The organism is Rhodococcus sp. IEGM1428, assembly GCF_050321865.1.
GTDB lineage: Bacteria > Actinomycetota > Actinomycetes > Mycobacteriales > Mycobacteriaceae > Rhodococcoides.
Genome location: NZ_JBNQFW010000003.1, coordinates 535,045 through 559,064, shown reverse-complemented (window position 1 = coordinate 559,064; position 24,020 = coordinate 535,045). Strand labels below are relative to the sequence as shown.

Annotated in this window: 29 protein-coding genes and 1 tRNA gene; 14 read left to right on the top strand and 16 right to left on the bottom strand. The window is 62.5% G+C overall.

The window, feature by feature from the left end; genetic code table 11:
* Positions 1-85 precede the first annotated feature (85 nt).
* Positions 86-1,375 (top strand): diguanylate cyclase domain-containing protein, encoded by a 1,290-nt coding sequence (locus tag ACQR3T_RS17470; protein WP_428694291.1) that lies wholly within the window; start codon positions 86-88, stop codon positions 1,373-1,375.
* Positions 1,376-1,400: 25 nt separating this feature from the next.
* Here ACQR3T_RS17470 and ACQR3T_RS17465 read toward each other — a convergent pair whose 3' ends face one another.
* Complete coding sequence (locus tag ACQR3T_RS17465) at positions 1,401-2,168, bottom strand: SGNH/GDSL hydrolase family protein (protein WP_428694290.1); 768 nt, start codon at positions 2,166-2,168, stop codon at positions 1,401-1,403.
* A 100-nt stretch (positions 2,169-2,268) separates the two neighbouring features.
* Here ACQR3T_RS17465 and ACQR3T_RS17460 point away from each other — a divergent pair, with 100 nt between their 5' ends.
* Positions 2,269-2,829, top strand: coding sequence for a PadR family transcriptional regulator (locus ACQR3T_RS17460; RefSeq protein WP_428694289.1), 561 nt, complete (start codon positions 2,269-2,271; stop codon positions 2,827-2,829).
* A gap of 103 nt (positions 2,830-2,932) precedes the next feature.
* Positions 2,933-3,337 carry a nuclear transport factor 2 family protein gene (locus ACQR3T_RS17455; RefSeq protein WP_428694288.1) on the top strand — a complete coding sequence of 135 codons (405 nt, stop codon included), beginning with the start codon at positions 2,933-2,935 and terminating at the stop codon, positions 3,335-3,337.
* A gap of 66 nt (positions 3,338-3,403) precedes the next feature.
* Here ACQR3T_RS17455 and ACQR3T_RS17450 read toward each other — a convergent pair whose 3' ends face one another.
* From ACQR3T_RS17450 to ACQR3T_RS17435, 4 genes are all read right to left on the bottom strand, one after another.
* On the bottom strand, positions 3,404-3,826 hold the full coding sequence (locus ACQR3T_RS17450) for a hypothetical protein (RefSeq protein ID WP_037172685.1): 423 nt from the start codon (positions 3,824-3,826) through the stop codon (positions 3,404-3,406).
* A 762-nt stretch (positions 3,827-4,588) separates the two neighbouring features.
* Positions 4,589-4,756: a hypothetical protein gene (locus ACQR3T_RS17445; protein ID WP_155292999.1), complete on the bottom strand. Its 168-nt coding sequence runs from the start codon at positions 4,754-4,756 to the stop codon at positions 4,589-4,591.
* A gap of 353 nt (positions 4,757-5,109) precedes the next feature.
* Positions 5,110-5,352: a hypothetical protein gene (locus tag ACQR3T_RS17440; protein ID WP_428694287.1), complete on the bottom strand. Its 243-nt coding sequence runs from the start codon at positions 5,350-5,352 to the stop codon at positions 5,110-5,112.
* A gap of 189 nt (positions 5,353-5,541) precedes the next feature.
* On the bottom strand, positions 5,542-5,757 hold the full coding sequence (locus ACQR3T_RS17435) for a DUF3263 domain-containing protein (protein ID WP_032376235.1): 216 nt from the start codon (positions 5,755-5,757) through the stop codon (positions 5,542-5,544).
* Positions 5,758-6,381: 624 nt separating this feature from the next.
* Here ACQR3T_RS17435 and ACQR3T_RS17430 point away from each other — a divergent pair.
* The 3 genes from ACQR3T_RS17430 to ACQR3T_RS17420 all read left to right on the top strand — a co-directional run bounded on the left by ACQR3T_RS17430 (position 6,382) and on the right by ACQR3T_RS17420 (position 8,205).
* On the top strand, positions 6,382-7,347 hold the full coding sequence (locus ACQR3T_RS17430; protein WP_052053437.1) for a GGDEF domain-containing protein: 966 nt from the start codon (positions 6,382-6,384) through the stop codon (positions 7,345-7,347).
* A 27-nt stretch (positions 7,348-7,374) separates the two neighbouring features.
* A complete protein-coding gene (locus tag ACQR3T_RS17425) occupies positions 7,375-7,596 on the top strand; it encodes a hypothetical protein (protein WP_032376234.1) in 222 nt (73 codons plus the stop codon).
* Positions 7,597-7,779: 183 nt separating this feature from the next.
* Positions 7,780-8,205: a helix-turn-helix domain-containing protein gene (locus ACQR3T_RS17420; RefSeq protein ID WP_032376233.1), complete on the top strand. Its 426-nt coding sequence runs from the start codon at positions 7,780-7,782 to the stop codon at positions 8,203-8,205.
* A gap of 23 nt (positions 8,206-8,228) precedes the next feature.
* Here ACQR3T_RS17420 and ACQR3T_RS17415 read toward each other — a convergent pair whose 3' ends face one another.
* Both ACQR3T_RS17415 and ACQR3T_RS17410 read right to left on the bottom strand, forming a co-directional pair.
* The gene (locus tag ACQR3T_RS17415; protein ID WP_052053436.1) at positions 8,229-9,146 is read right to left on the bottom strand and encodes a hypothetical protein; all 918 of its coding nucleotides are present in this window, start codon (positions 9,144-9,146) and stop codon (positions 8,229-8,231) included.
* A gap of 1 nt (position 9,147) precedes the next feature.
* Positions 9,148-9,639: an ImmA/IrrE family metallo-endopeptidase gene (locus ACQR3T_RS17410; protein ID WP_032376232.1), complete on the bottom strand. Its 492-nt coding sequence runs from the start codon at positions 9,637-9,639 to the stop codon at positions 9,148-9,150.
* A 285-nt stretch (positions 9,640-9,924) separates the two neighbouring features.
* On the opposite strand from ACQR3T_RS17410, the gene ACQR3T_RS17405 reads away from it, so the two are divergent.
* The 4 genes from ACQR3T_RS17405 (at position 9,925) to ACQR3T_RS17390 (ending at position 14,101) form a co-directional block, all read left to right on the top strand.
* Positions 9,925-10,494 (top strand): hypothetical protein, encoded by a 570-nt coding sequence (locus tag ACQR3T_RS17405; RefSeq protein WP_428694286.1) that lies wholly within the window; start codon positions 9,925-9,927, stop codon positions 10,492-10,494.
* An 841-nt stretch (positions 10,495-11,335) separates the two neighbouring features.
* Positions 11,336-11,776 (top strand): hypothetical protein, encoded by a 441-nt coding sequence (locus tag ACQR3T_RS17400; protein WP_032376229.1) that lies wholly within the window; start codon positions 11,336-11,338, stop codon positions 11,774-11,776.
* A gap of 71 nt (positions 11,777-11,847) precedes the next feature.
* The gene (locus ACQR3T_RS17395) at positions 11,848-13,470 is read left to right on the top strand and encodes a cholesterol oxidase substrate-binding domain-containing protein (protein ID WP_052053435.1); all 1,623 of its coding nucleotides are present in this window, start codon (positions 11,848-11,850) and stop codon (positions 13,468-13,470) included.
* Between the two features lie 304 nt (positions 13,471-13,774).
* The gene (locus tag ACQR3T_RS17390) at positions 13,775-14,101 is read left to right on the top strand and encodes a helix-turn-helix domain-containing protein (protein ID WP_032391935.1); all 327 of its coding nucleotides are present in this window, start codon (positions 13,775-13,777) and stop codon (positions 14,099-14,101) included.
* Positions 14,102-14,431: 330 nt separating this feature from the next.
* Here the strand turns inward: ACQR3T_RS17390 and ACQR3T_RS17385 are convergent, their stop codons facing one another.
* Together ACQR3T_RS17385 and ACQR3T_RS17380 are read right to left on the bottom strand one after the other, a co-directional pair.
* Positions 14,432-15,031, bottom strand: a complete 600-nt coding sequence (locus ACQR3T_RS17385; protein ID WP_428694285.1) for a type IV toxin-antitoxin system AbiEi family antitoxin — start codon at positions 15,029-15,031, stop codon at positions 14,432-14,434.
* A 315-nt stretch (positions 15,032-15,346) separates the two neighbouring features.
* A tRNA-Thr gene (locus tag ACQR3T_RS17380) sits at positions 15,347-15,418 on the bottom strand.
* Between the two features lie 92 nt (positions 15,419-15,510).
* On the opposite strand from ACQR3T_RS17380, the gene ACQR3T_RS17375 reads away from it, so the two are divergent.
* Complete coding sequence (locus ACQR3T_RS17375; RefSeq protein WP_032376227.1) at positions 15,511-16,974, top strand: threonine/serine ThrE exporter family protein; 1,464 nt, start codon at positions 15,511-15,513, stop codon at positions 16,972-16,974.
* Between the two features lie 8 nt (positions 16,975-16,982).
* Here the strand turns inward: ACQR3T_RS17375 and ACQR3T_RS17370 are convergent, their stop codons facing one another.
* Positions 16,983-17,243: an MbtH family protein gene (locus ACQR3T_RS17370; RefSeq protein WP_032376226.1), complete on the bottom strand. Its 261-nt coding sequence runs from the start codon at positions 17,241-17,243 to the stop codon at positions 16,983-16,985.
* Positions 17,244-17,333: 90 nt separating this feature from the next.
* Positions 17,334-18,143: an alpha/beta fold hydrolase gene (locus ACQR3T_RS17365; RefSeq protein ID WP_032376225.1), complete on the bottom strand. Its 810-nt coding sequence runs from the start codon at positions 18,141-18,143 to the stop codon at positions 17,334-17,336.
* Positions 18,144-18,235: 92 nt separating this feature from the next.
* Between ACQR3T_RS17365 and ACQR3T_RS17360 the strand changes: the two genes are divergently transcribed.
* Both ACQR3T_RS17360 and ACQR3T_RS17355 read left to right on the top strand, forming a co-directional pair.
* Entirely contained in the window at positions 18,236-18,763 is a 528-nt protein-coding gene (locus ACQR3T_RS17360) for a hypothetical protein (protein WP_032376493.1), read from the top strand.
* A 29-nt stretch (positions 18,764-18,792) separates the two neighbouring features.
* The gene (locus ACQR3T_RS17355; protein ID WP_428694284.1) at positions 18,793-19,446 is read left to right on the top strand and encodes a hypothetical protein; all 654 of its coding nucleotides are present in this window, start codon (positions 18,793-18,795) and stop codon (positions 19,444-19,446) included.
* A 31-nt stretch (positions 19,447-19,477) separates the two neighbouring features.
* On the opposite strand, the gene ACQR3T_RS17350 is transcribed toward ACQR3T_RS17355, so the two are convergent.
* From ACQR3T_RS17350 to ACQR3T_RS17340, 3 genes are all read right to left on the bottom strand, one after another.
* Complete coding sequence (locus ACQR3T_RS17350; RefSeq protein ID WP_428694411.1) at positions 19,478-20,719, bottom strand: DUF222 domain-containing protein; 1,242 nt, start codon at positions 20,717-20,719, stop codon at positions 19,478-19,480.
* A gap of 14 nt (positions 20,720-20,733) precedes the next feature.
* Entirely contained in the window at positions 20,734-20,964 is a 231-nt protein-coding gene (locus ACQR3T_RS17345) for a hypothetical protein (protein WP_428694283.1), read from the bottom strand.
* Positions 20,965-21,076: 112 nt separating this feature from the next.
* Entirely contained in the window at positions 21,077-22,024 is a 948-nt protein-coding gene (locus ACQR3T_RS17340) for a GlxA family transcriptional regulator (RefSeq protein WP_428694282.1), read from the bottom strand.
* A 162-nt stretch (positions 22,025-22,186) separates the two neighbouring features.
* On the opposite strand from ACQR3T_RS17340, the gene ACQR3T_RS17335 reads away from it, so the two are divergent.
* Entirely contained in the window at positions 22,187-22,954 is a 768-nt protein-coding gene (locus tag ACQR3T_RS17335) for an NAD(P)H-dependent oxidoreductase (protein ID WP_428694281.1), read from the top strand.
* On the opposite strand, the gene ACQR3T_RS17330 is transcribed toward ACQR3T_RS17335, so the two are convergent.
* Both ACQR3T_RS17330 and ACQR3T_RS17325 read right to left on the bottom strand, forming a co-directional pair.
* The gene (locus ACQR3T_RS17330; protein WP_428694280.1) at positions 22,955-23,443 is read right to left on the bottom strand and encodes an FBP domain-containing protein; all 489 of its coding nucleotides are present in this window, start codon (positions 23,441-23,443) and stop codon (positions 22,955-22,957) included.
* 1 nt (position 23,444) lies between these two features.
* Complete coding sequence (locus ACQR3T_RS17325; RefSeq protein WP_428694279.1) at positions 23,445-24,011, bottom strand: TetR/AcrR family transcriptional regulator; 567 nt, start codon at positions 24,009-24,011, stop codon at positions 23,445-23,447.
* Between the last annotated feature and the right edge of the window lie 9 nt (positions 24,012-24,020).

Below are 24,020 nucleotides of genomic sequence, written 5' to 3'. Positions count from 1 at the left end.
CCGACAGAACCCCCGATTCCATGACGCGAATTGGTCCATTGGTACACACTCGATAGGAACAGGGTCGGTCGAGGGACGGAGTCGTATGGTCGGCACCCCACACTCGCCGTTCGGCGGGGAACCACTCGTCTCGAACATGGCACCGCACGCGGCGTCCATCGGGATCACCCGCTTTCATATCGGCACGCCATACCTGGAGTGGGATGCGCGCGCAGCCGCGATATTCGACGTCGGTCACGACGATCGGCCCGCCCTCGATATCTGGCGCAGCCGCGTACATCCGGACGATACCGCTGTGCTCCGAACCCTCTACGGTGATGCGCGCGCGTCCATTGGGGCAGAGTGCATCTATCGGATCATCGATCGAGGCAGCAACATTCGGCACATACTCACCCGGAGTGTGTCCATCGAACATGCCCCCGACGGTTCGCCATCGGTGCTCACCGGGGTCGTCTCGCTTGTCGAGCCACCGACGGGACTGCACGTAGACCTCATGCCGGACGTGCGGTGGAGTCGGATCCTCGATTGTGTCTCGCTCGGATTCGCCATCGTCGACGAAGCGATGGTGCTGCGGTACATCAACAATCAGACCGAGCGCCATCTGGGCGTCAGCCGAACGGAGGTGGTCGGACGGCACATCCACGAGGCGCTACCAGAGACGGAAGGCTCCTACTTCGACGATCTGCATCGCGACGCGATCGCCACTCGCGGCGAGGTCACCAGGGTAGTCCGAGCCCTCTTCCTTCCCGACAGAACACTCGAGGTGACCGCGAACTATGTGGACGGGGTCGTCGCGATCAGCTTCCGAGACGTCACCGATTTTGCGGCTACAACCAGCAGTCTGCTCGAGGCGTATCGCGAACTCCTGGTCAAGTCGCGGGTGGACGATCTCACCGGCGTGCTCAATCGCGCCGCCTTGCTCGAACGAATCGAGCGAACAACTGCGGAGACAGCTGCTCCAGCGGCAGTGATGTTCATCGATCTCGATGACTTCAAGGCCATCAACGATACGTACGGCCACTTGGTTGGAGACGAGGTTCTGCGCACAACAGCCGCGCGGCTGGTTGCGATCTGCGACTCCGGCACCGTGTTCGGAAGAATCGGCGGAGACGAGTTCGTCGCGGCCATCTTCGACGACACCTTGCTCGGTCGAACTCGATCCGCCGCGGACATCGAGCGCGAGATGGTCATCGCGACGTCCCCGCCGATCGATGTCGTCGACGGACATGTCTCGGTGTCGATCAGCATCGGCGTCGCGCACAACACTGGAGCCAGCACCCTCGAAGAGATGCTGACTCAGGCCGACACCGCTCTGTACAAGGCCAAACAGTCGGCCGCTTCGAATCGGACCGACAGAGCGCCCTGGTCACCGTAACTTCGATCAGGCTCCAATCAACGTTCTACCCGAGCACCGAGGTCAACTCGGGTCGTTTGGCCGTCCGACTGTCGCCCGAGGAACGTCTACGGACTCGGCGCGTCAACCACGGCGCGAGAAACATTCCGGCCCAGGTGAGGTCGGCACGAACTCGTGAGAACAGGTGCGGGCGTGCGAGTGGTGCCAGAGGACGATTCCATGCGTCCGTGGCACCCGGCAGATCCAGTGCGTAGGCGGCAGCCGCGGCGAGCCGTGCATGCCCGGTCTCGTTCAGATGCAGACGGTCCCAGCTCCACAGCCGCGGGTCCGAGGCAACATCGTGCCTCTCGAGGTCGATGAACACGACTCCGAATTCCTCTGCAGCCCTAGGAATCTCGACGTTCAGCTCGGTCATACGCTTCGCAATGACCGCCCGACCGGGGACCGGGTGAGCGAGACGAGGAAACGTCATGGTGACGACGGCGCAGTCGGCGGACCGCAGCGCGCCGAACATCGCGCCTAGTTCACCTGCCACGGTGCGGGCATCGAAACTCGGCCGCAAGATGTCGTTGACGCCGGCAGCAACGGACGCGACGGTCGGTCTCATCGCCAATGCAGCGGGCAACTGCTCGGCTCTGACCTGCGCGGCTTTGCGACCACGCACCGCGAGGTTGGCATAGGCAACCCCGTTTTCGCTCTCGGCCATGTGCTCGGCGAGCCGATCGGCCCAGCCACGAAAGCCCGTTTCCTCGTCGCCATCGTTCAGCCCCTCCGTCTGGCTGTCGCCGAGGGCGACGTAACGCAACTGGTCCATTTCGTTCACCACATCCACCGCCCTTTCATCGAGCGTCAATGTACAACAAGTTGACTATTAGAGCGTCCCACGGCATGAGCGACGGGTACTGTGCCGGATCATGTCGCTACGTGATGCCGTGCTCGCTGCGCTGGTCGACGGGGAGCTGTCGGGCTACGACCTGTCCAAGGCGTTCGATGCCACCGTCGCCAACTTCTGGACTGCCACTCCCCAACAGCTCTACCGCGAGCTCGATCGAATGGATCGAGACGACGTGATCGCGGCAAGGCTGGTCGAGCAGGACGGTCGCCCCAACAAGAAACTGTTCAGCCTGACCGACAAGGGTCGAGAATCGCTGCGCCAGGTCAGTCACAGGCGATCGAAACTTCCAGCTATTCGCGACGAGCACCTGGTCGCCGTCCACGCACTGGAGGCCGGCGACCTCGAGCCCATGACCGCCGCGATCCGTGAACGAATGCAGCTCTCGCGCGACAAGCTGGCCCGGTACGACAGGATGGCGCACCGCCTGCTCGACGGACGCACCGAGACCGACTTCCTGGCAACCGCTGATCGCATCGGCCCCTACCTCACCCTGATGCGAGGACGGATGTTCGAGGAGGAGTCACTCCGCTGGGGTGCCCGCGTCCTCGAAGTACTCGACGCCCGCGCTGGACTCGGATGAGGGCGGCAAAACCTCTATGATAGTCGCGAAGTTGTGTATGGTTCGCGGACAACAATCGGATCGTGGGCCGTCCCGGTCCTGGCCTCACTGAAGGAGATGACGCGTGCAACTGTTCCGAGAAGCCGTCGAGGCGAACGACCACGACGCCATGGCATCCGCCCTTGCTGAACACGTCGTCTTCAGCTCACCGGTTGCCTTCAAGCCATACCACGGCAAGCAGACAACCGCGCCGATACTGCGCGCCGTCACACGCGTGTTCCGCGACTTCCACTACGTCCGAACCGTCGACGACGTCGGCGGCCGCGACCACGTCATGTTCTTCGAGGCCCGCATCGACGACGTGACCGTGCACGGCTGCGACATCCTCCACCTCGATTCCGACGGCCTGATCGACGACTTCACCGTGATGGTCCGTCCACTGTCGGCGGCACAGGCACTCTCCCGCGCCATGGCCACGGAATTCGCCGCCGAGATGGCCCCGATCACTCCCACGGACGAGACCGGCTGACGCAGGCCCAGGTCGCGTCCTGAGATCTGGGTTCGACAGTCCGGATCTGTGCCCTGCTGCTGTAATCTACTTTTCGGCGAGACCCAGTGCAGCTGAGAGATATTCACGCGAATCTCGAAACGTCTGCGCCACGCCGCGTCCCGCGACGGCTCCGTACCGACTGATCTGATCGTCATCGAGAAGGTCGAGCACAGTGGTGGAATCGGCGTGCATCCAACCGCCGTCTCGCACCAGTTCGTGGGCGCGTTTGCCCTGCAGGGCTGCAATTCCCTCGACCCTGATTCCCTTCGGATCGGTCGAAACTGCGATGTAGTAAGCCTTCTTGCCGGGGTAACCGGCCTTGACCTTCGAGCGCAACCGCAAGACGGCGTCGACCGCGTCATCGACGGCAGAAGACTGCTCGTCGGAGCCCGATTCGGCGGCAGAGACGCGTGCAATCTCAGCATCCAGTCCAGCAAGCAAAGTGGCGAGGTACTCGAGATCGCTCATCAACTCATGATGCCCTACGACGGCGGACTCTCGAACCAGACCCGATGACGTCGCCGGCCAATGCACTCAGCTTGGGGAGCCAGCCGATACCGATCCCCAGATCGACGCCCCTAACCGAGATCGACACCTCGCAGGCAGGGCGGGGATTACTACGACGGGAGTCGATTCGACCGAATCGAGTGCATCGACTCCTCACCTTCGGATACCTGACTCCGATCGGCGTCGGGTATTCCAAACCGGGGAGCTGATCCACAGAGGCGCGGGCAGAGAAAACTCCGATCCCCAGCAGCGGGATCGGAGCGGTAGAGCCTCCTAACGGGATTGAACCGTTGACCGCTCGCTTACAAGTATGTTGCGAGACAACCAGATACGTCCGCATGGAACCACCACATCCACCCTGAACTGCGTCGATCGTCCAGGCGGGACCATCCGAATCCACCGGCGTCAGTACCGGCATGTGACACGCTCGTGACACCGAGACCTGCTCCGAAAGTCCGGGGGACGATAGTAAATCCTCCCGAACACGCACCAACTTGGAGCGCCCTCCGACGCCCGGACCACCGCTGGCGAGCCACGAAACACCCACGATCAGCCTGGAAGACAACCCGAGTGCACAGTCTTACGCAGTCCATACACCCCGACCCGCCCAGCGGGACCGCCTAGGACCGAGCGGACCTATGCAATCGCTTCGATGACGAGCGGGGAGGTCTAGCCGCGAAGCGGGCGGCTGGGCATATCGGCACGGTCACGGTGTCGGTCCTTTCATTTGTACGGCAGATTCACAGGGGTCAGGTCCGACTTCTCGATCGGATGGATCACACCACCCGCGGCGCCCCTTCCCTGCTGCCAGACATGCGCCAGACGACCTCCGAGTACGACCAGCCCTCCCTGCACGACGACGGCTACGGCGACGGCGACGACCACTCCCATCGAATTTCGATACAGCTATTTTTCAGCTATCATTGTTCACGCTGGCGTCGACCACGCAGACGGCGTCGGCTGCACCGGGTGCGGAGGAGCTCACCCCCGAGGGCTCGAGTCTCACACCCGGTGCATCTGCACTCGAATATCCTTCGGCAGAGCAAGAGACACGCATCAGGGAACCCTCATTGCATTGCCTGTAGCCTGCATTATCAGTAGCCGCCCTCGCCCATCGTAGCCACCAGAGTAGTTGGCACCCGAGTACCAACTCACATGCTTCGAATTTCGTAGCAAATATTCAGCATCCCAAAATCGAGGCCAGCAACGGGGCATCCCTCGGCACCCCCAGTGCCGACCCTGCGTCAGTCGCTCTCGGCCTCCCCGACCTCGAGATCACCGTCATCAACGAACACCAGCACACCGGACGCGAGCGCGATCGCCCAACGATGCGGATGCGCCCAAGTACGGCCGAGCCCCTTTCCGAGGCCCGAAAATTCCGCGTAGTCCTCGACGATGGTCCCGCTGACGAGGACCTTGTCGCGACGCACCTGGACGATGTCACCGACTTTGACCTCAACCTTTGTGTTACCTCGCGTATCAGACATGTGGGTATTCAAGCAGATCCACTTTCGCACCGCCACGGAGCGCATCTCGATGCCGCGCTTCGCGACGCAACTGCTGGACCGAATCACATTGTGTGGCAATGCCTCGCCGGCGAAGGACCCTTTCGGGCAACGCGAGGCACAGACGACGAGACCTGCACACACGCGACGGTCACAATCGCCGCGGATCACTCACCGGGTAGCCGCGTACCTGAGGAGACGTCTGTGCAGATCGGGTTCCAGGTCGAATGCGGACTTACGAGTCAAGATGCGGTGCAAGCGTGCTCGGAACTCGTCGACGGACAGGCCGAAGCACAGCAGAATCTCCGAGGCGTCCGCGCCACCGTAAGGCTCCCACTTGCGGGCGAAATCCAGGACAACGGCGTCCTCGGTTTGTCGTGGCATCATCGGGTCGACCTTCGATCGAGGGATATTGGCACATACAGCTAACATCAAGCTATCATTGAAACTAATCCTGCCGTCCAACTACCCCTGCAAACGAAGACCCCTGCTTCACGTCACACCGAGACCAATCGGAAGCACGAATAGCGCTCGCATCCAACCACTGTCAATGCTATGGACAATCCCGACACTCGATGGTTCTGCCGCCGCTCCACCATTCTCGCGGACATCCGTCACACATACATCGACCCGACTCCACCATCAGCAACCATGCAGCAAAGCAACGGACGGTCCAAACTGCGGCCTGTACACAGTCCCGTTCCACTCGAGCCGAGAACGATCACGGCAGTCCGCGAATCGGGGACCTGAAACTCCAGACTCTCCGACCGCCTGCGACCAACTTTATTAGCTACAATGTTGCTGAGTGAGCCTCAGGGTACGTACCAAGCCCCAAGATTGGAACAAAGACTGATCTTTACGCTCGTCAAGTGCTGTTTTAGTAGAGAAATCGGCACTCATCGACAGTAACGAAATCATAGCTGCACCGATATGCGGGGAGTGAGACAAGTGCCCAGCACGCTACGACCCACAGTTCATTTTCGGGAGGGTGGGCGGTGGATACTGCTGTCGGTGCTCGCTTTGTTGACCGTCGCGAACGGTGTCGGACTCACGTCGGTGGGGTTTGCAGGCGACGGTCGACATGCCACTGAGGGCACCTTCTGGTGGTTCTTTGCGGCCCTACTGGTCGCAGTCTTCGGGTTGGCATCGCTGGCTGTACCGAACGCCAGCGATGCCCGTCATTCGATCGCGCTTTTGTGTGCAGTCTCGCTGCCGCCGTGCACCCTCGTCGCGCAAGGACTTGCAATGCTGCAGATGTGGGGCCTTGTGTCGATCCTGTTCCTGGCCATCTACATTCGCGTCTTCTACCAGGCCCGAACTGCCCGACTTCTCGTCTGCGCGCTGGCCACGATGGCTATAACGTCGGCGGTCCTCTCCCCCACACCCTCACCGCTGGTATGGATCGGTTTCTATCTCGTGAGTGTGTCCGTGGCTGCCGAAGTCTTCGGCGCGATGGGAGCGACTCTGATCGATGGGGCATTACGCGACCCTTTGACCGGTGCGCTCAATCGAGCAGGTGCGGCTCATGCCGCCACCCATCTTCTCGCGCACAGCAGGAAGCGCGGCGAGAATCTGGTCGTCATCGCGCTCGATGTCGACGACTTCAAGGCGGTCAACGACTGCCACGGGCATGCGGAAGGCGATCGCATCCTCGTCGAGCTGGCACGGTCATGGATGGCCTCGCTGGCACCTTCGGACGTCTTGGTTCGCTTGGGCGGTGACGAATTTGCCGTCCTGACAACCGGTCGCAGTCGCTCCGAAGCAGAGGCACTCGCATCCTCGCTGGTCGGTGGCCAGCACGTCGAAGTGTCCTACGGAGTGGCTACGGCCGAGCCCGATACGGACCCGTTCGGAACTTTGATCTCGACTGCTGATTCAGAGCTTTACTGCAACAAACGCTTTCGACGCAACTTCCCGGACCTGGCCGGTGACACCGGCGAAACCTGTGCCACCGCTGATCCCCCGATCACCATCTGAAGTACCGAGTGTGGGAACGATGAATCGATGGACGTGGTGAACATTCGAGCAACAGAAACGTTCTTGAATTTCGCACTTCGCTGGGACCGACTCGGCGGTGCGGATGAAGAGACGATAAAGGAGACATTCGGAATTTCCGCGCACGAGTTCCGTCGCCGGCTGCGCCTGGCGCTCACGCTGCCCGATAGTCCGACCCTCTCTGCCGAGGAGCGACGACGTCTGGTGCGGTCGGTCTGTCGCGACGGCTGACGGTGGAGACATCCGAGTCGGCAATAGCATCACTCTGCCCTCCACGGTAGGACAATCCGGGGTAGGAGAGTGACTTCCGCCCCGCGAGGCGCGAACTGTCGGTCTCGAAAAGGTAACATCGTGACTCGGAGCTATCGGTCGGTTATCCCGAGGCTCACACCACCACCGAGGAGGGCTTGGGCAGTGCCGACGCAGGGGTCTTTCGCAGAACGTCTGAACAAACTGTTCGGATCGGTACATCCTGCGGGACGTAAGCCGTACACCAATGCCGATGTTGCCGAAGCCCTAGCGGCTGCAGGTCACTCGATCTCGAAGCCCTACATCTCCCAATTGAGATCCGGTCATCGAACCAATCCCTCGAACGAGACCGTCGCCGCGCTTGCGCGCTTCTTCAAAGTCAAGCCCGACTACTTCTTCGATCCCGTCTACGAGGCAACGGTGGATCGTGATCTCGAAGTGCTCTCGCAACTTCAGGGCTACGGCTTACGACGACTGTCCCAACGGGCGTTCGACCTGTCCGAGGAATCACAGAACCTGTTGGCCGCAATGGCGGAGAAGCTGAGAGCAAGCGAGGGATTGCCCGCAGTTCCGCCGGACGGCTCCGCCTGATTTCTCGTTCGACGAATTCTGTGTCAGCGCCCGAATTCGAAGGCGATCATCGTCACCCACCGAGCAAGTGAAACGCCGCTCGGCACGGCGATCCAGTGGCCGCCCATGATTGGGTCCGAAAGCGGATCCCGAACCGTCTGGGCTACACGCCCGGCGCGGGCACCGGAATCTGCTGGCGCCGCGACTCCATCGTCGAATTGCCCGGCACCGACCTGAAGGTACAACGCGTCCATGATCTCCGAGACGTGGTCCGATGCGCGTAACACCGTTGGTGCCCCCGACCGTTTTTCACCCAGTACTTCCGGGAACCTACGCGTGAGGGTGCGATGAAGGTTGTTGATGCGCCACAAAAGGATCCGCGCGCGAACCCAGCTCGTCGCGAGAACCCACACCGCGGCCGCAGCCATCAGCAACGCACCTGCAGTGAGAATGGAGTGTCGGGGGGTGGATCCGAAGACGACAGATACGGCGACGAAGCCCGGTGCACAGAAGCCGATACAGAACAGAGCGACAGCACGGCCCAACGGCGTTCGGTCGACCATTCCGACACCTGTGACGATGATCAGGGGCAGCGTGAGAAGGACGAAGGTCCACGCGACAGTGGGAAACGCGACGGAGGCGATACCGGCAGCCACCCCCGTGCACACGACCGCTGCGATCGCCCGACGCCGTTGTACCGCATCAAGCGTCGGCCGAGTAGTCAGGGTGATAGCCGCGGACGCTGCGGCGACGCCGATCCAACACAGACCGATCACGATCGGCACATCGACATATGGCTCCAGAAGCCGCGCAACGTCATCGACGAGCAGCGTCTGTGCCAACGCGAGGAAGCCGACGGCGAGCACGATGGACACGCGCACGGTACTGGCGCTTCGCACCACAGCTCGGCCGATGCGCGCACCGACTGCGATCCACACCAACAACGCTGCTAGCCAGTCCATGTCACCCCAGGGCCTGATCGAAACGCAGTACCGACAGCGGTGTACCGCGGGTATTCATACGCCGCAGGCGCTGCAGCAGTTGACCGGCAAAAGTCTCGGCCTCCCATTCGGCCAACTCGTCCGCCCCGTCCACGACCGTGGACGCCAAGCTGCGCTCGCTGAGCATGAAGGCGATCAGTTCCTCACTGACGACATGCAACGACCGCTCTACCGGCGTGCCCTCGTGCCGAAACACGATGTGTCCGAGCTCGTGTGCCAGCGTCCGTTCGTAGTTCGGTAAATCCGGGGCCAGAACTATGACGTCATGGTCGGGGTATGCACGTCGTTGTCCACACACACCTGGAGGCAACGCGGCCATCTCGACTTCGATCGACCGGCCTCGCTCTTCGGCGACGGCGGCGACGATATCCTCCAGGTCGAATTCGGTCGTGGCAGCAGCAATATCGAACACGACATCGACTGCGGCAGACACGCGGCGGTGCGATCGGATCATGGGAAGAACTCTGAACGTGCGGCCGACCGTCGCGCCTCGGTGGCACGAGCACCGCGAAGGGTGATAACGCCTGCCCCTGCCCCCGCCAAGGTGAGCCCTGCGACACCACCGACGACCGACAGAGGAGCTACCGAATCGAGATCGCTCGACGCGGAATACAACTCGGCATCCTGATCCCCGTCATCGGGTCCGCCGCCGCCGTCGATCGATCCCGGCCTCGGAGACGGAGAAGTAGTGGTTTCGGTCGATAGGAGACGGGGTCCCGGCGCCTCGTCTGCACGAGGCATGGGTGAGTTCGTAGCGGCAACGTCGGAGGTCGAAGTCTCCGCGGACCGCGGATCAGGCGAGGGCATCGTCGGCTCGACGACCGCGGGCACCGAGTCGGGGGGAGCAAGACGCGGCTCACCATCGACAAGCGGTGGCTCGACGTCGGCGGTCTTCCGCGGGTCGTCCGATGCCGGCTCCGAGGTGCCGGTCGCCGTGGCCGGCTCCACAGTGGTCGCCGTGGTCGGCTCGACAGTGGTCGTCGTCGGCTCGACAGTGGTCGTGGTCGGCTCGACAGTGGTCGTGGTCGGCTCGACAGTGGTCGTGGTCGGCTCGACAGTGGTCGTCGTCGGCTCCACAGTGGTCGTCGTCGGCTCCACAGTGGTCGTCGTCGGCTCCACAGTGGTCGTCGTCGGCTCCACAGTGGTCGTCGTCGGCTCCACAGTGGTCGCCGTGGTCGGCTCGACAGTGGTCGTGGTCGGCTCGACAGTGGTCGTCGTCGGCTCCACAGTGGTCGTCGTCGGTGCTGAGCCCCCACATGCTCCTGGCCGTCCGATGCATATTTCGATGGTGCTCGCCGCCGACGTCTGACCTGCCACAGCCATGGCGAAGACACCCGAGGTCAGGGCCGCACAGCACATCGCCAGGCCAACTTTTCGTCCCACCGAGGTCATGGCAAGCACCGACCCCATGCGGAGGTGGACCACGTGCCGATCTCGTTTACGCAGTACATGACCCCTCCATAAAATTGGTGGTAATTGAACCGAGATGTGACATCCGGCAATACAAAATGTGTCGCTGCTCGAAAATGTCGCGTTACTCGTCAGTGCTGTGATTCCAAACACCAACGCGCCCGAAATTCCTTCTCCCGGCAGGAATCCGAATCAGCAGCACTGCGCTGCAACATGATTCGGTGACGTGCAGTAGGCCCACTGCACGTGGCGCAGGCTGTCGACACATCGAACCAGAACGCGCAACGAGCGAGCATCGGAGGCTCGATTCGCGCAAACGCCGTGGGTCGATCGGGCCCGATCGCAAGCACCCGCGCCGCAGACTTACATGTTCAGTAGCAATTGTTCCACACGAATCAGCCCCTCAGAGGCCCCTCTAATGTGCGACAGACCACAACCCAGCTCGAGGGCTTGTCACACCCGGCAAGTCGCACCCCTCCGGAATCTAGTTACTTTCTAGCACCGATGGGCACTGAGACGTAAGACACTGCAGAACGGGACCGCACCGCGAGACAAGCGGGGATTCGCCTCTGATGCTGCCGCTTTACCGGTTCCCGGTAGAGACCGAAGGGGTGCGGTCCGTGAAATGGAGCAAATATCGACCGTCTCTTGAGGTTGCTGAAAGTTAGCCATTGTGTCTGAATACAGGGACCAAGCCGGTTTCCCGGGTTGGTTTCAATCTCTTCGATTCAGGAGCTCACATGAAGCGTTCGATCAAAACCGTCATCGGTGCCGCCGCCGTAGCAATCACAGCAGCAACTATTGCGTCGCCGCTCGCTTCGGCAGCACCTGCGACAACGACCGGACCCACGACGCAGGCCGCGCCGACCGGAAACGGCGTCTGGGCACCGAGCCATGACGAAGCTCTGGCACTGATTCCGGTGTGCAGCGGACCGACCGCAACCTTCAGTTGGTTGAACACGAATTTCAGAGACCACGGGAACGACATCAAGGCCACGATCAAGCGCAACACGGCTCTCGCCACGTCCATCCTCACGTTCTCCGCCTCCCCGTATCAGGTGCTCGAGGGATTGTTCGTCGACGTCCTGCAAGCACCCGTGTACGCCGTCAACGATGTTGCCTTCCACCAGCCCGCGACGGTGAAGGACATCATCACCTTCTGCTCCTCCACCCGGAAATGAGCCCGAAGCACTCGCGCCGAGCGACCGATAGCACTTTCGATCGCCGGTCTTTTCTCACTGGCACCGCCGCCGTGACGGGTCTACTGTTCGCCGGCTTCTCCGCGCCGGTACGGGCAGAGACCGTGCTTCCCGGCTTCCCCGCAGGACTGTCCCTGCGCAAGGCGCAGTTTCGCAATTGGGACGGTGTCATCCTCACCGAGGACCTGTGGACAGTAGCTATAAACTCGGCCGACGCTGCAGTGAAGGTAGCTGAGTGGGCTCGGATCAACTCGTATACGGTTCGCCCACATGGTTTCCGGCACAATTGGTCACCGTTGGTCGTCGATTCGGGTACGCCCTCGTCGGCGCGAGTGCTTCTTCTGGACATGACGGCCTTGAAATCGATGGCGATGGTGGACGACACCGTTGTCGACGTCGAGGCCGGCGCCTCCATGCAGGACCTACTCGCCTATCTCCATATACACGGTCGCGCAGTGCTTTCCGCACCGGCTCCGGGAGACGTGACCGTCGGAGGAGTCCTCGCGGTGGGTGGGCACGGCAGCGCCGTCGCTTCCACCGCCGAACAAGGTAACCGGTCGTTGCCGTTCGGTTCGATAAGCGACCTCGTCGAAACTGTCTCGGCCGTCGTATTCGACAGTCGCACCGGCACATACGCCGAAAAGAGCTTCACCCGTTCCGATCCCGAATGTTCCTCTTTGCTGGTGCACTTGGGACGCGCGTTGGTCACCCGAGTGCGTCTGTCCACAGTGCCGACACACAACCTGCGGTGTCGGACCTTCACGGACATCCCGACTCGGGAACTGTTCGCAGCACCCAACGCAGCAGGCCCGCGGTCGCTGGCCGCGATGCTCGACGACGCAGGTCGAGTCGGGATCATCTGGTACACCTTCACCGATCGACCATGGATTCAACAGTGGTCCATCTCTTCCACTCGGCCGGCCGAATCACGCCAGACCACAGGCCCATTCAATTTTCCCTTCGCCGACAACCTGCCCGATCCGATTCCGCAGATACTCGGCCGGATCATCGAAGGCCATACCGAACTCGCACCGGCATTCGGGAACGCCGTCATCGCTGCTACCGATGCAGGCCTGACCCTGACGGGTGCTCGCGACATGTGGGGTCCAGCAAAAGATTTCATTCACTTCGTCAGACCCACAACGCTACGCGTCACAGCGGCCAGCCATGCGGTGATCACCCGTCGAGACAATGTCCAGCATGTTGTTCACGAGTTCACCGAAGTGATCAGCACGATGCTTGACGAGTACGCCGCACGCGGCGAATACCCAATCAACAGCTGTGTGGAAATCAGGGTTACCGGGTTGGATTCTAGATACCCAGACGACAAAGCTCCCGCCCTGTCCCCCGCTACGCCCGTGCCCGGACGCACCGACTTCGATACAGCGGTGTGGCTCGACACGCTGACTTTGCCGGGCACCCCTGGGCAGGCGGACTTCTACGCCGATCTCGAGCAGCGCTTCTTTCGGTCTTTTCCAGCCGAACTCGGAATTGTTAGACCCGAATGGGCGAAGCGGTGGGGCCACGGAGACGGAGGTGCCTGGACCGACCCCAACGCGCTTCGCCACGAGATCCCTGACGTGTATCCGCAGTGGTCGACTGCGGCCAAAACCTTGGCCGATCTCGACCCGCACAACCTGTTCACCACGTCGCTCACCCGCCGGTTGGGTCTCTGAACTCGAACGTCCGGACCCGAGCGCCACATCACGTCCCATCGATCCGCGATGGGCGACTTCACAAGGAGAAGAACATGTTCAATCCCCTCACCACCACCCTGACTCTCGCTGGCGGCCTCGGAGCCCTCGTGATCGGTGTCATTCCCTACGCGATCAAGGGTCTGTTCTTCTGATCGGTTCGTAATCCGAGAGATCGGGCTGCACGATGATCGTTTCCCTCCCCGGACCTGATCATCGTGCAGTCCGCTTCCTCGTGCTCGACGACACGGTGCCAGCGACCACAACACCCCAACGAAAGGCAGCGATGATCCAGACAGGCGCACAGAACTCGTGCTTGGCCGACTTCATGGATGCCCACGGAATGCGAGACAGCACCGACTTGCTACCGCATCTGGCCGACCGCGGAGTCCATCTGAGCGAACCTCAGGTGCGCAGACTCGTCGCGCAGCGTCCGATGCTCGTGTCCCTGAAAGTGTTGACCGCACTGTGCGACATCTTCGGGTGTTCTCCTGTCGACTTCGCTGCACCCCCCGTGCGTGGTGACAGCTGCGCAAATCCCCTGTTGCAGGAAGCCAACGTCGTCGACATCAACAACATTCTCGACATTCGGCGCAGCATGGCCGATTCCTGATTGAGTCACCACGATCGAATGTGGAGCATCAGCACAGTTCCGTAGAAGTTCAGCAAAGCCTGCGCACCGTAGTTCGGAGTTCGTGATCGGGCCGAAGACGCCCATCGTCGCCTACACCGGGACCTACTATCCGGAACAACTGCACGGCAGTATCTTTCGCATCATCCCCACCGAGATGTCGAGTGCGAGAACAACCTGTCGTTCGCGAACATGGACTTCGAGTGCTTCGCCAATCGAATTGCCCAGAGAACGAAGCCAATTCATCGGGGTTCACCGCTGCTCCCCAACCGATCGCGCAACCGCATCAACGTCATTCGCATCTTCTGAGCCTCAGCGATCTCCCCCAGAACATCTGCGTCGCAACGTCTGTACAACTGCAGCACTGCAGGCCACACCGCATCCCTCGACGTCACCGAGCCTAGGGCGCTTCACCAGATCCAACACCGCCTGCTCCGCAGTAGCCACCAGCACCGCTCCCAACTCGGTATCGATGCGCTCCGCATCCAGACGTGCCGTGTCGCGCACGACGAACCGAACCACCGCCTGCCGATCCGCCAACCGAATCGGATCGTGGCGCGTCGGCACAGCCACCACAGCCGTCGCCAACGCCCGCGGAATCACGCCATGCGACCGGACCGCGCTGACACCCATCACGACGGCATCGTCGGCGCTGTAGGCCGCAACCGCGATACCTGTCGCCGCAGCCTCGAATCCAGGCATCCACTCGGTCCCAACCCGATCGTCTGGCACCGCCACGAAGAAGCCCGTCGCCACCCGATGCATCAGACCCAAGTCCGTCAGCCTCGAAAGCTCAGCGCGCGGGTGTGCGTAGACATCGGCCGCCGAGGCGGCTCGCACCGTCCGCATCGGAAGCGGAGCGAACTCCGGAGCTAACCCGGCCTGACGGCGTCGAACATCGCTTGTCGTCACAGACACCTCCATCAAGTGTCGAATACGTATGCTCCAGGCCTACAAAACCGACACTGCAATCCGGTCCGGCAACCTCCCGCCCAGTCCGTACGCATCCACCTACATCCACACGAATGCTCACCGATGAGTTAGCAACGAGTTGTGACATTCTGTGACACCGAACGCCGGATCGAGCCGCCGAACCGGCAAATCCCCAGGTCACAAACGACACATAAACCCAGGTGGACGAACCGGGCTCACCCAAGAAACGACCGGCCGAGATAGGCCAAAAAACGACGACCCCAACCGTTTTCGCTGGTCAGAGCCGTCCGAAAGAGCCTCCTAACGGGATTGAACCGTTGACCGCTCGCTTACAAGGCGAGTGCTCTACCGCTGAGCTAAGGAGGCAGTGAAGCGAGCCCAGCATATCCGTTCATCGGACGCTCAGTGTCAACAGGTACCTTGTCGGTGGATCACCCCAGCAACGTGTAAAGACGGTCATGACTTTCCTGCAAGACCTGACGGCTTCGCTGAGCCGTCTCACCGGTGAGCGTCGGGCCACCATCGATACGCCGACCGCAGCGCCGTCACCGCTACGCCCGATCGATCTGACCGACGATGCGTCGGTCGCGGAGGTTCTGGACCTCGCGGTTCGCGTCGGCGAGGTGTTGTTGGCCTCGGGTACTTCGGCGGTGGATACGGCGACGCAGGTGCAGTTCATCGCGGCGACGTACGGCCTCGCGCGGTGCGATGTCGACGTCACGTACAACTCGATCACTCTGAGCGCACATCGCGGCCCGACGCGTCCTCCGGCGTCGACGATGCGCATCGTGCATTACCGATCGATGGACTTCACGCGTCTGGCCGAGGTGGACCGGCTCATTCGCGCGGTCCGCGTCAAGATGGTCCCGCCCAGCGTGGCTCTCGACCGGCTCGACGACATCACCAAGGCCCCACACCCCTACAACCGCTGGATCGCGACCCTCGCCTGGTCCGGCATGGCCGCGGCCATCAGTGTGCTGCTCGGCGGTGGCCCCCTGGTGGCTGTGGTCAGCTTCCTGACGACGATGGTGATCGACCGCATCGGACGCGTCCTGAACCGCGCAGGCCTGCCGTTCTTCTTTCAGCAGGTGGTCGGCGGCTTCGTGGCCGCGACACCGGCGATCACGCTCTACAACTTTCAGGACCAGCTGAATATCAGCATTTCGCCGTCGCAGATCATCGCGGCCGGTGTGGTCGTGTTGCTGTCGGGTCTCTCGCTCGTCGGCTCGGTGCAAGACGCGATCACCGGTGCCCCGATCACGGCGTCGGCGAGGTTCTTCGAGGTGTTGATGATGACCGGCGGCATCATCGCCGGTGTAGCGACGTCGCTGCGGATTGCGGCGTTGATCGGTAGCGATCTGCCTCAGATCAGCAATCTGGCACCGCCGGACATCCTGCAGGTCCCCACGAAGGTGCTCGCAGGCGCGGCAGCGTCGTTGTTCTATGCCCTTGCCTGCTACGCCGAACGGCGTGCGTTGACGGCTGCCTTCATGGGCGGTTTCGCAGGCTCTCTCGTCTACCTGCTGTCGCAGACGCTCAACGTGGGTCCGATCATCGCCTCGGCAATCGCCGCTGTAGTCGTCGGATTCGCCGGCGGTCTGCTGGCCCGTCGTGCGCTCATTCCGCCGTTGATCGTTGCCGTTGCCGGCATCACGCCATTGCTGCCGGGTCTCTCTCTGTACCGCGGCCTGTACGCAATCCTGAACGACCAACTATTGCTGGGAATCAGCTCACTGTTCGCGGCGTTCGGCGTCGGTTGCGGCCTGGCCGCCGGCGTGACCCTGGGTGAGTGGGGTGCCCGCACCCTGCGCCGGCCGCGCATCCTGGCGCGCACCGAGGAACTACTGCGCCCGACGCTTCGCCGCAAAGAAGAACCGCGCCGACCGACGGTTCGTCGGCGGCGCGGCACGGGTACTTCGTAACGCGAAGATCAGGCCTCGGCGCTGGGGGTTCCCTCGGCAGAGGCGCGTGCAGCAGCGTCGGCTTCCATGGCCTCACGCAGGCTGCGCGGACGCATATCGGTCCAATTCTTCTCGACGTACTCCAAGCACGCAGCGCGGGTGTCTTCACCGAAGACGACACGCCATCCCTGAGGGACCTCGGAGAACGTCGGCCACAGCGAATGCTGGTCTTCGTCGTTGACCAGCACGAAGAAGCGTCCGTCTTCGTCATCGAACGGGTTGGTACTCATCTCGCCTCACTCGTCGCGAACGTTTGTTTGGTAAGTCTGCACCGTGAGGTGCCACACGACCCTAGCAACGCAGGTCGGGCTGTGGTGCCGTCAGGCCTTCAGAAAGCCGAGCAATTCCGCGTTGACTGCCTCGGGGCGCTCGAGATATCCGTAATGGCCGGCATCTGCGATTTCGACGTACCGGGCACCTGGAATGGCATCCGCCAGCTCCTTGCCCAGGTAGGCGGGGATCATCCGATCGTCGGCGAACCCCACCGACAGGCACGGCACCGAGACCCCCCGGTAAGCCGAAGTTCGATCGAAATCATCCTCCATCCCCAGCTGGGCGCGCACCCCAGCCGAGGGCGAGGATGCCGAGAACTCGAACAGATCCAGCCAGTCGCGGGCACTGCGCCCGTCCCGCAACGTCGCAGGCGACAGGTTCATCACCGCCGTCACCGCCGCCGAGTACGTGCCGGGGAGCTCGACCCGCTTGTCGTAGAGGGCCCGCTCACCGTGGGCGAGGGTCTTCTGAAACTCGTCCACTCTGGCGTGACCGGCGAGGAACACGGCCTTGCGCACCAGATCAGGCCTGGCCAGGGCCAGTTCCTGCGCAACGCGTGAACCCATCGACGTTCCGACGACGAAAGCCTTCTCCTCGCCGTTGCGGACGAGTTCGATCAGGCCCGCGGTATCGGCGACCATGGATTCGATCGTGATGCCGTGAGTGCTCTCCGACGACGGCGCGATGCCGCGATTGTCGAACGTGCACACCCGATACCCCGCTGCTGTGAGAGCCGGCACCTGATGCAGCTCCCACACGCGGCCGGGGCTACCGGTACCCATAACGAGAACCACCAGGTCTCCACTGCCTTTGACCTGGTAATTGATGTCGATGCCGTTGATCTTGGCGATAGGCATAGGTCTCCTCACTGCTGATGCGTTCGTCGGCGATCGTATCGTTCGGGACCGACACGGGGTTACTCGTACAGTCAGTGGGTACCTGCAGTTACATGACTGACGAGAACGTAGCGGGCGAAGCACGCAAGGGATTGCTCGACGGAATCAAGGGCAAAGCCAAAGAGGTCGTCGGCGCGGTGACCGGCAACGACTCGTTGACTGCAGAAGGTCAGTTGCAGGCCGCCCAAGCGCGCGAGCGCAAGGAGGCCCACGCCACCGAGCGGGTAGCGGAGGCTCAGGCCACCGATGCCGCCGAGGAATTGGCCGACGTGCGCACAGCTGCCGAGAGTCGCAGGGAGGCCGCGGAGGAAAATGCCGCGGTGACCGAGGCGCAGGCAGATCGAGTTCGCGAGACTCAGGTGCTCGCAGCCGAACAGAACAAGCGTGAGGCCGTGGCACAGGAGCGCGCAGCCGCGGAGGTCGACGCCACCGCCGAGCAGATCGAAGCCGACGAGGACAGGCGCATCGAGCAGGCCGCTGCGGACTCCGACGAGATGGTGGCCGCGCAGAAGCACCAAGAGGCACTTCGTCAGGCCGAGGCCGATCGCAAGAAGGCCGAAGAGCTCCGCAACCAAGCCTGAACCACTACCGCAAACAGGAGTTTCGTTTCATGAGTGTCCTAGCCATACCGATGACCATTCTTCGTATTCAGTACAAGATCGCTCGAATTCCGTTGCAACTCATCGAGACCAACGTGGTCGAGAAGATGAATGCAGAATCGCCCGCCCGCCTGGTGTACGAGCACACATTCGGATCACTGGACCGCGCCGTCGGAAACCTGTTGGGCGACAAGAGCCTTGCGGATCGCGGCGAAACGTTGGTCGACAGCACCGAGAACCGAGCAGAGGCAGCTCGGTTGGACGCCGAGGCCCGCGCCAAGAAGGCCGCTGCGGACGACGAGCTGAAGGTGGCTCGCGAGACTGCTGAGAAGGATCGCCGAGCCGCCGACGCCGCTGCCCAGGAAGCAGCACGTGACGCGCGCCAGGAAGCCGAGCAGCGGAAGCGTGAAGCTGCTGAGGATGCCGAGCGCAAGGCTGCTGCAGAAAAGAAGAAGGCAGACGAGCAGGCCGCTGCCACCGCAAAGGCCGCCGAGGACCGCAAGAAGGCTCAGCAGGCCCAGGTCGACAAGCAGGAGAAGCTGGCTGCAGCACCGTCCGAGGCGGAATTGGCCGAAGCTGCAAAGCGTTCCGACGAGGCCGCCGCCAAGAAGGACGAGGCGGAGCGCATCGAGAAGCTGTTCATCGCGGAGAAGAACAAGGACTGACCATCCTGATTCACTCGAATTGAGCTGATGGTCAACTTCTTCCAGCCCCGCACCGTGTTCTCGGTGCGGGGCTGGATTGTTTGTATGGGCTTATGTGATGTGGGGGGCCGGCTCGGGCGTGGGACTTTCGGGGTTCTCGATACGGGTCGACGGTCGCCGGCGGTACGAACCAGGGGTGATTGTCGGTGCCGATGAACACTTCCCAGTCACTGTGGTGGATGAGTCGGTGGTGGAATCCGCACAGTAGGACGAGGTTGTTCATGTCGGTGGGTCCACCATCGGTCCAGTGCCAGATGTGGTGACCTTCGGTCCAGGCGGCGGGTTTGCCGCAGCCGGGGAAGGCGCAGCCGTGGTCGCGGGCGGTGAGGGCGCGTTTCTGTTTTGCGGTGACAGTGCGGGCGGTGCGGGCGAGGTTGATCGGGGAGCCGTTCTCGTCCATGACGATGGCGGTGAGGATGCAGTCGCAGGCCAGTTGGCGGGACATCTCGCGGGAGAGTGGTCCCATCCAGGGCAGCCATCCGACGGTGGTGCCGTCGCCGAACAAGTCGCGATAGGCGCCACGATCGGCGGCCGGTCCGGTAGCACTGTCGCGACCGTCGCCGCTGCCACCGGCGCAATCACCGCCACCGCCGCTGCCGCTGCCGCCAGTGCCGTCGCCACCGCCGCTGCAGTCGGGTTCGTTTGCGGTGCTTCTGTTCTCGTTGCCGTCTACGTCTGTGCCTGCGCCTGCGCCTGCGCCTGCGCCTGCTGCAGTGTTGCGGAGGTCGGTGAGATCTTTCAGGCTGATGTGCAGGTTGAGGTGCGGGCGGTCACCGCCTTCGGTGGGGCGGTCTTTCGTTGCGAGGTAGTGGTCGAGTATCTGTCCGAATGCGTCGGCTCTGCGTTTGGCGGGGCTGCGTTCGTCTTGGGTGCCGTCGGCGGCGGGGCGGGGTTCGGTCAGGGGTGAGAGTGCAGTGAGCAGTTTTTCTCCGGTGACAGCGTCGAAGTCGGCTTTGAGCACCAATCGCCCGTTGAGGGTGGTGGAGGCGAAGAGTTCGTTGCGGTCGGTGTCCTCGGGGGGTGGTTTGTTGCCACCGTAGGTGTCTTTCAGTTTGGTGATGGCTTCGCGGATCCGGTCGGTGCGTGCGCCGGGTCCGGTGGCGGCGGTGATCATGGCTTTGCGCGCGATATCGCGACCCTCTTGCGGGAGGTTCTTGGGTGGGGTTTCGGCGAAGGCGAGGATCAAAGCAGCGTGGTCGACGGACACGACACCGATGTTGACGGCGTCGGCGATGTCGGGGAAGTTCTTCAGTCCGCGGGCGAGGGCGACGATCTTGGTCGCTTTGCTGGGGTGAGCAGGGTGGTGGAGGTGAGCCAGCCGGCGGGCCCGGGGAATCCGAGTTTCTCGCGACTCACGCGGGTGTCGATTTCGGCGACAAGGGCGATCCGTCGGGCTTCCATCAACTGCATTTGGTGGGAGACATCAGCAGCGTCGGCGAGGAGCTCGGCCTCGCTCAGTTGCCAGATCTCCGTTGCCATGGAGGAATTGTATCGAATGCGTGTTCGATACACAATGATGGTGCAATCGAAAACTATTGTCCTGCATAAGGATTCGGGAGGACAAACCTGTCGGTGAGCTGTGCTAGGCGGGTCAGCCGCCGACCCTGAACGTCGCGCGGTACGCACTGGGCGAAACACCTAGCTCCGCAGCAAGCTGGTTTCTCAACGATGTGGCGGTGCCGAATCCAGTGTCGTGCGCGATGCGTTCGATGGTCAGGTCTGTGTTCTCGAGTAACTCTCGCGCTCGCTGCACCCGCTGCGCCACGATCCAACGGGCCGGGGAGACACCGACCTCGGCCATGAATCGGCGGGAGAACGTCCGAACACTCATCGACTGCCGTCGCGCCAGGTCCTCCACCGACAGTGGCGCACCCAAATTACGCAGCGCCCACTCCTGCGCGTCCGCCGTCGATGTGCCGTGCGTCCGCGGTACCGGGGTGTCGATGTACTGCGATTGACCGCCGCTGCGATGGGGTGGCACGACGGTTCCTCGGGCCACCCGATTGGCCACCGCCGCACCGAAATCCTGACGAATCATGTGCAGACACAGATCGATTCCCGACGCCTCCCCTGCGGCCGTCAGTATGTTGCCGTCCTCGGTATAGAGCACGTTCGGATCGAGCAGAACCGTCGGATACAGCTCGGCGAATCGGGAGGCCGACTTCCAGTGCGTGGTAGCCCGTTTGCCGTCGAGCAGCCCGGCCGCGGCGAGAACGAACGCACCTGTGCAAATGGACGCCAATCTCTGATTCGTCACCACACGGAACAGGGACGAGACTGCTGCGACGTCGGTCTCATAGTCGGCGTCGGAGGCGGGAACGATCACGGTATCGGCCTCGGCCACGGCGTCGAGCCCGCGTTCGACGAGTATCCGGACATCCGAGTCGGTCCTGACAGGGCCCGCTGAGTCGGTACAGGTGATCACCTCGTACAGCGCATCGCCGGCGTCGGAGACCGCCTGCCCGAACAGGCGATGCACGATGCCCAATTCCATGGCGAGGAGGCCGTCGCGCACGTAGACAGCAATGCGATGCGTCATGGCCGGATCCTTCCACGTGCGATTTCGTCGTGCGCGTTTTGCGTAGGCCTGGATACGCAAAACGCGCACGAGGGAGCGCAGCGACGGGCATGGCCGAAATCTTGCACATGTTGTCATCTATGCCACTGTTGTCCGCAGGCCCACTACCTCAGGATCGAGTGCATGAACATCCTGTGGGTCTACGCCCATCCCGAAGCCCGCTCACTGAACGGCTCTCTGCGCGACGCAGCACTGAAGCAACTCCGCACCGACGGCCATACCGTCGAGCAGTCGGATCTGTATGCAATGCAGTGGAATCCGGTGGTCACCGCTGAGGACTACGCCCACGATCCGACCGAGCGATTCCAGGTGGCGACCGCATCCAGCACAGCCCTCGCAGCCGGCACCCTCGCCCCGGAGATCGTCGCCGAGCAACAGAAGCTACTGCGTGCCGACGCCGTTGTACTGCAGTTTCCGCTGTGGTGGTTCTCGATGCCCGCGATCATGAAGGGCTGGGTGGATCGCGTGTTCGTCGAGGGCTTCGGCTACGGCATCAGGACATCCGACGGCAGCACCCGGCGCTACGGCGACGGAATGCTCGCCGGAAAGCGTGCGATGGTCGTGGTCAGCATGGGCGGCAGCGAACATACGGTCTCCCCACGCGGTATCAACGGCGACCTGGACGAGATGCTGTACCCGATTCAGCACGGCATCCTGTTCTATACCGGCATGTCCGTATTGCCCCCGATGCTCGTGGCGAGCGCCGACCGGATGGCCGAGTCCGATTACGCCGCAGCGGAATCGGAACTCCTCCAGCGAGTGAAGAGTCTGCACACCGAAGAGACCATCCCCTACCGCACCCAGAACGGCGGCGACTACGACCGGCGATTCGTGCTGCGCGCCGACGTCGAGGCCGGGGACACCGGCATCCGAGTACACACCATCAGTTGATCAACCGAGAATGCGAGCGAGAAACGCACTGATGTTGTCTTCGACTGCAGCGGTACGGGTCTCGACATCGAAGTCTTCCTTGAACTGCCGACCCAACGCCGGGGTCTTCTTCTTTCGCGCATACAGCGAGCACGCGAGGTCCGAGCAGATGTAGGTACCCACCGTATTGCCACGCCTGCCGGATTCTCCGGCCTTCGCAGCAGCCATCAACGAGACTCCGCCGTTGGCGTGTGTGGTGAGGCAGATGCTGCACATCTGCGCCGTGCGCGGCCCTCCGGGCTTGTAGCGCAACGCGATTCCGCGCGGAGCGTCCCCGGAAGGCACGACGATGTAGCTTCGTCCGGCGAGCTTGGGATCCACCCAACCGAAGAAGTCGAGATCGTCCCACGGTACTGCGTCGAAAGCCTCGGGAAGGGTGACCCGCTTGGCGTCGCCCTTGGACGAATTGACGAACGACGACCTGATGTCGCGTTCGGAGATCGGTTCCATATCACTGCCTCCAGTGCTGTAAGAGTGTGTCGATTCCGTCGAGGATGCGTGTCCACGACTGCTGCGAGTCCGGTGCACTGTGAGCGAACGAGCCGGCCGCGTCGAGGCTGGCATAGCCGTGAAAGACACTGCCGAGCAATCGAACTGCATGAACCTGATCCTCTTCGCCCAGGTCGTACCCCCGGAGGATCGCCTTCATCATCGCCGAATGACGCACTCCCGCACTCGCAAGAGCGGTCTCGTGATCGAGCGGAAACTGCGTCGCCGCATAGCGACCGGGATGCTCACGCGAATAGTCGAGATACGCGTTCGCGACGGCCACCAACGCGTCTTTGCCCGCCCGGCCCGCGAGAGCCTCCGACACCCGGTCGGCCAGTTCATCCAACGCCAGCAGCGCGATGCCGACATTCAACTCGTGCGAGTTCTTCAGATGCGAATACAGACTCGCCACCTTGACGTCGAAGCGTCGCGCCAACTCGCTGGCAGTGACGCGATCGAAGCCGACCTCGTCGGCCAGATCCGCTCCTGCTGCCACGATGCGCTGCGCGGTCAATCCTGCGCGTGCCATGCCGGTCTC

Bases quoted from the DNA above. Each gene is read 5' to 3' on its own strand.
- ACQR3T_RS17445 (WP_155292999.1), bottom strand. From the start codon at position 4,756: ATGGGAGTGGTCGTCGCCGTCGCCGTAGCCGTCGTCGTGCAGGGAGGG.
- ACQR3T_RS17440 (WP_428694287.1), bottom strand. From the start codon at position 5,352: ATGTCTGATACGCGAGGTAACACAAAGGTTGAGGTCAAAGTCGGTGAC.
- ACQR3T_RS17415 (WP_052053436.1), bottom strand. From the start codon at position 9,146: ATGGACTGGCTAGCAGCGTTGTTGGTGTGGATCGCAGTCGGTGCGCGC.
- ACQR3T_RS17460 (WP_428694289.1), top strand. From the start codon at position 2,269: ATGTCGCTACGTGATGCCGTGCTCGCTGCGCTGGTCGACGGGGAGCTG.
- ACQR3T_RS17330 (WP_428694280.1), bottom strand. From the start codon at position 23,443: ATGGAACCGATCTCCGAACGCGACATCAGGTCGTCGTTCGTCAATTCG.
- ACQR3T_RS17370 (WP_032376226.1), bottom strand. From the start codon at position 17,243: ATGAGTACCAACCCGTTCGATGACGAAGACGGACGCTTCTTCGTGCTG.
- ACQR3T_RS17465 (WP_428694290.1), bottom strand. From the start codon at position 2,168: ATGGACCAGTTGCGTTACGTCGCCCTCGGCGACAGCCAGACGGAGGGG.
- ACQR3T_RS17365 (WP_032376225.1), bottom strand. From the start codon at position 18,143: ATGCCTATCGCCAAGATCAACGGCATCGACATCAATTACCAGGTCAAA.
- ACQR3T_RS17410 (WP_032376232.1), bottom strand. From the start codon at position 9,639: ATGATCCGATCGCACCGCCGCGTGTCTGCCGCAGTCGATGTCGTGTTC.
- ACQR3T_RS17400 (WP_032376229.1), top strand. From the start codon at position 11,336: ATGAAGCGTTCGATCAAAACCGTCATCGGTGCCGCCGCCGTAGCAATC.
- ACQR3T_RS17335 (WP_428694281.1), top strand. From the start codon at position 22,187: ATGAACATCCTGTGGGTCTACGCCCATCCCGAAGCCCGCTCACTGAAC.
- ACQR3T_RS17435 (WP_032376235.1), bottom strand. From the start codon at position 5,757: ATGATGCCACGACAAACCGAGGACGCCGTTGTCCTGGATTTCGCCCGC.
- ACQR3T_RS17345 (WP_428694283.1), bottom strand. From the start codon at position 20,964: ATGGCAACGGAGATCTGGCAACTGAGCGAGGCCGAGCTCCTCGCCGAC.
- ACQR3T_RS17450 (WP_037172685.1), bottom strand. From the start codon at position 3,826: ATGAGCGATCTCGAGTACCTCGCCACTTTGCTTGCTGGACTGGATGCT.
- ACQR3T_RS17355 (WP_428694284.1), top strand. From the start codon at position 18,793: ATGAGTGTCCTAGCCATACCGATGACCATTCTTCGTATTCAGTACAAG.
- ACQR3T_RS17390 (WP_032391935.1), top strand. From the start codon at position 13,775: ATGATCCAGACAGGCGCACAGAACTCGTGCTTGGCCGACTTCATGGAT.
- ACQR3T_RS17325 (WP_428694279.1), bottom strand. From the start codon at position 24,011: ATGGCACGCGCAGGATTGACCGCGCAGCGCATCGTGGCAGCAGGAGCG.
- ACQR3T_RS17340 (WP_428694282.1), bottom strand. From the start codon at position 22,024: ATGACGCATCGCATTGCTGTCTACGTGCGCGACGGCCTCCTCGCCATG.
- ACQR3T_RS17360 (WP_032376493.1), top strand. From the start codon at position 18,236: ATGACTGACGAGAACGTAGCGGGCGAAGCACGCAAGGGATTGCTCGAC.
- ACQR3T_RS17405 (WP_428694286.1), top strand. From the start codon at position 9,925: ATGGGTGAGTTCGTAGCGGCAACGTCGGAGGTCGAAGTCTCCGCGGAC.
- ACQR3T_RS17470 (WP_428694291.1), top strand. From the start codon at position 86: ATGGTCGGCACCCCACACTCGCCGTTCGGCGGGGAACCACTCGTCTCG.
- ACQR3T_RS17375 (WP_032376227.1), top strand. From the start codon at position 15,511: ATGACTTTCCTGCAAGACCTGACGGCTTCGCTGAGCCGTCTCACCGGT.
- ACQR3T_RS17425 (WP_032376234.1), top strand. From the start codon at position 7,375: ATGGACGTGGTGAACATTCGAGCAACAGAAACGTTCTTGAATTTCGCA.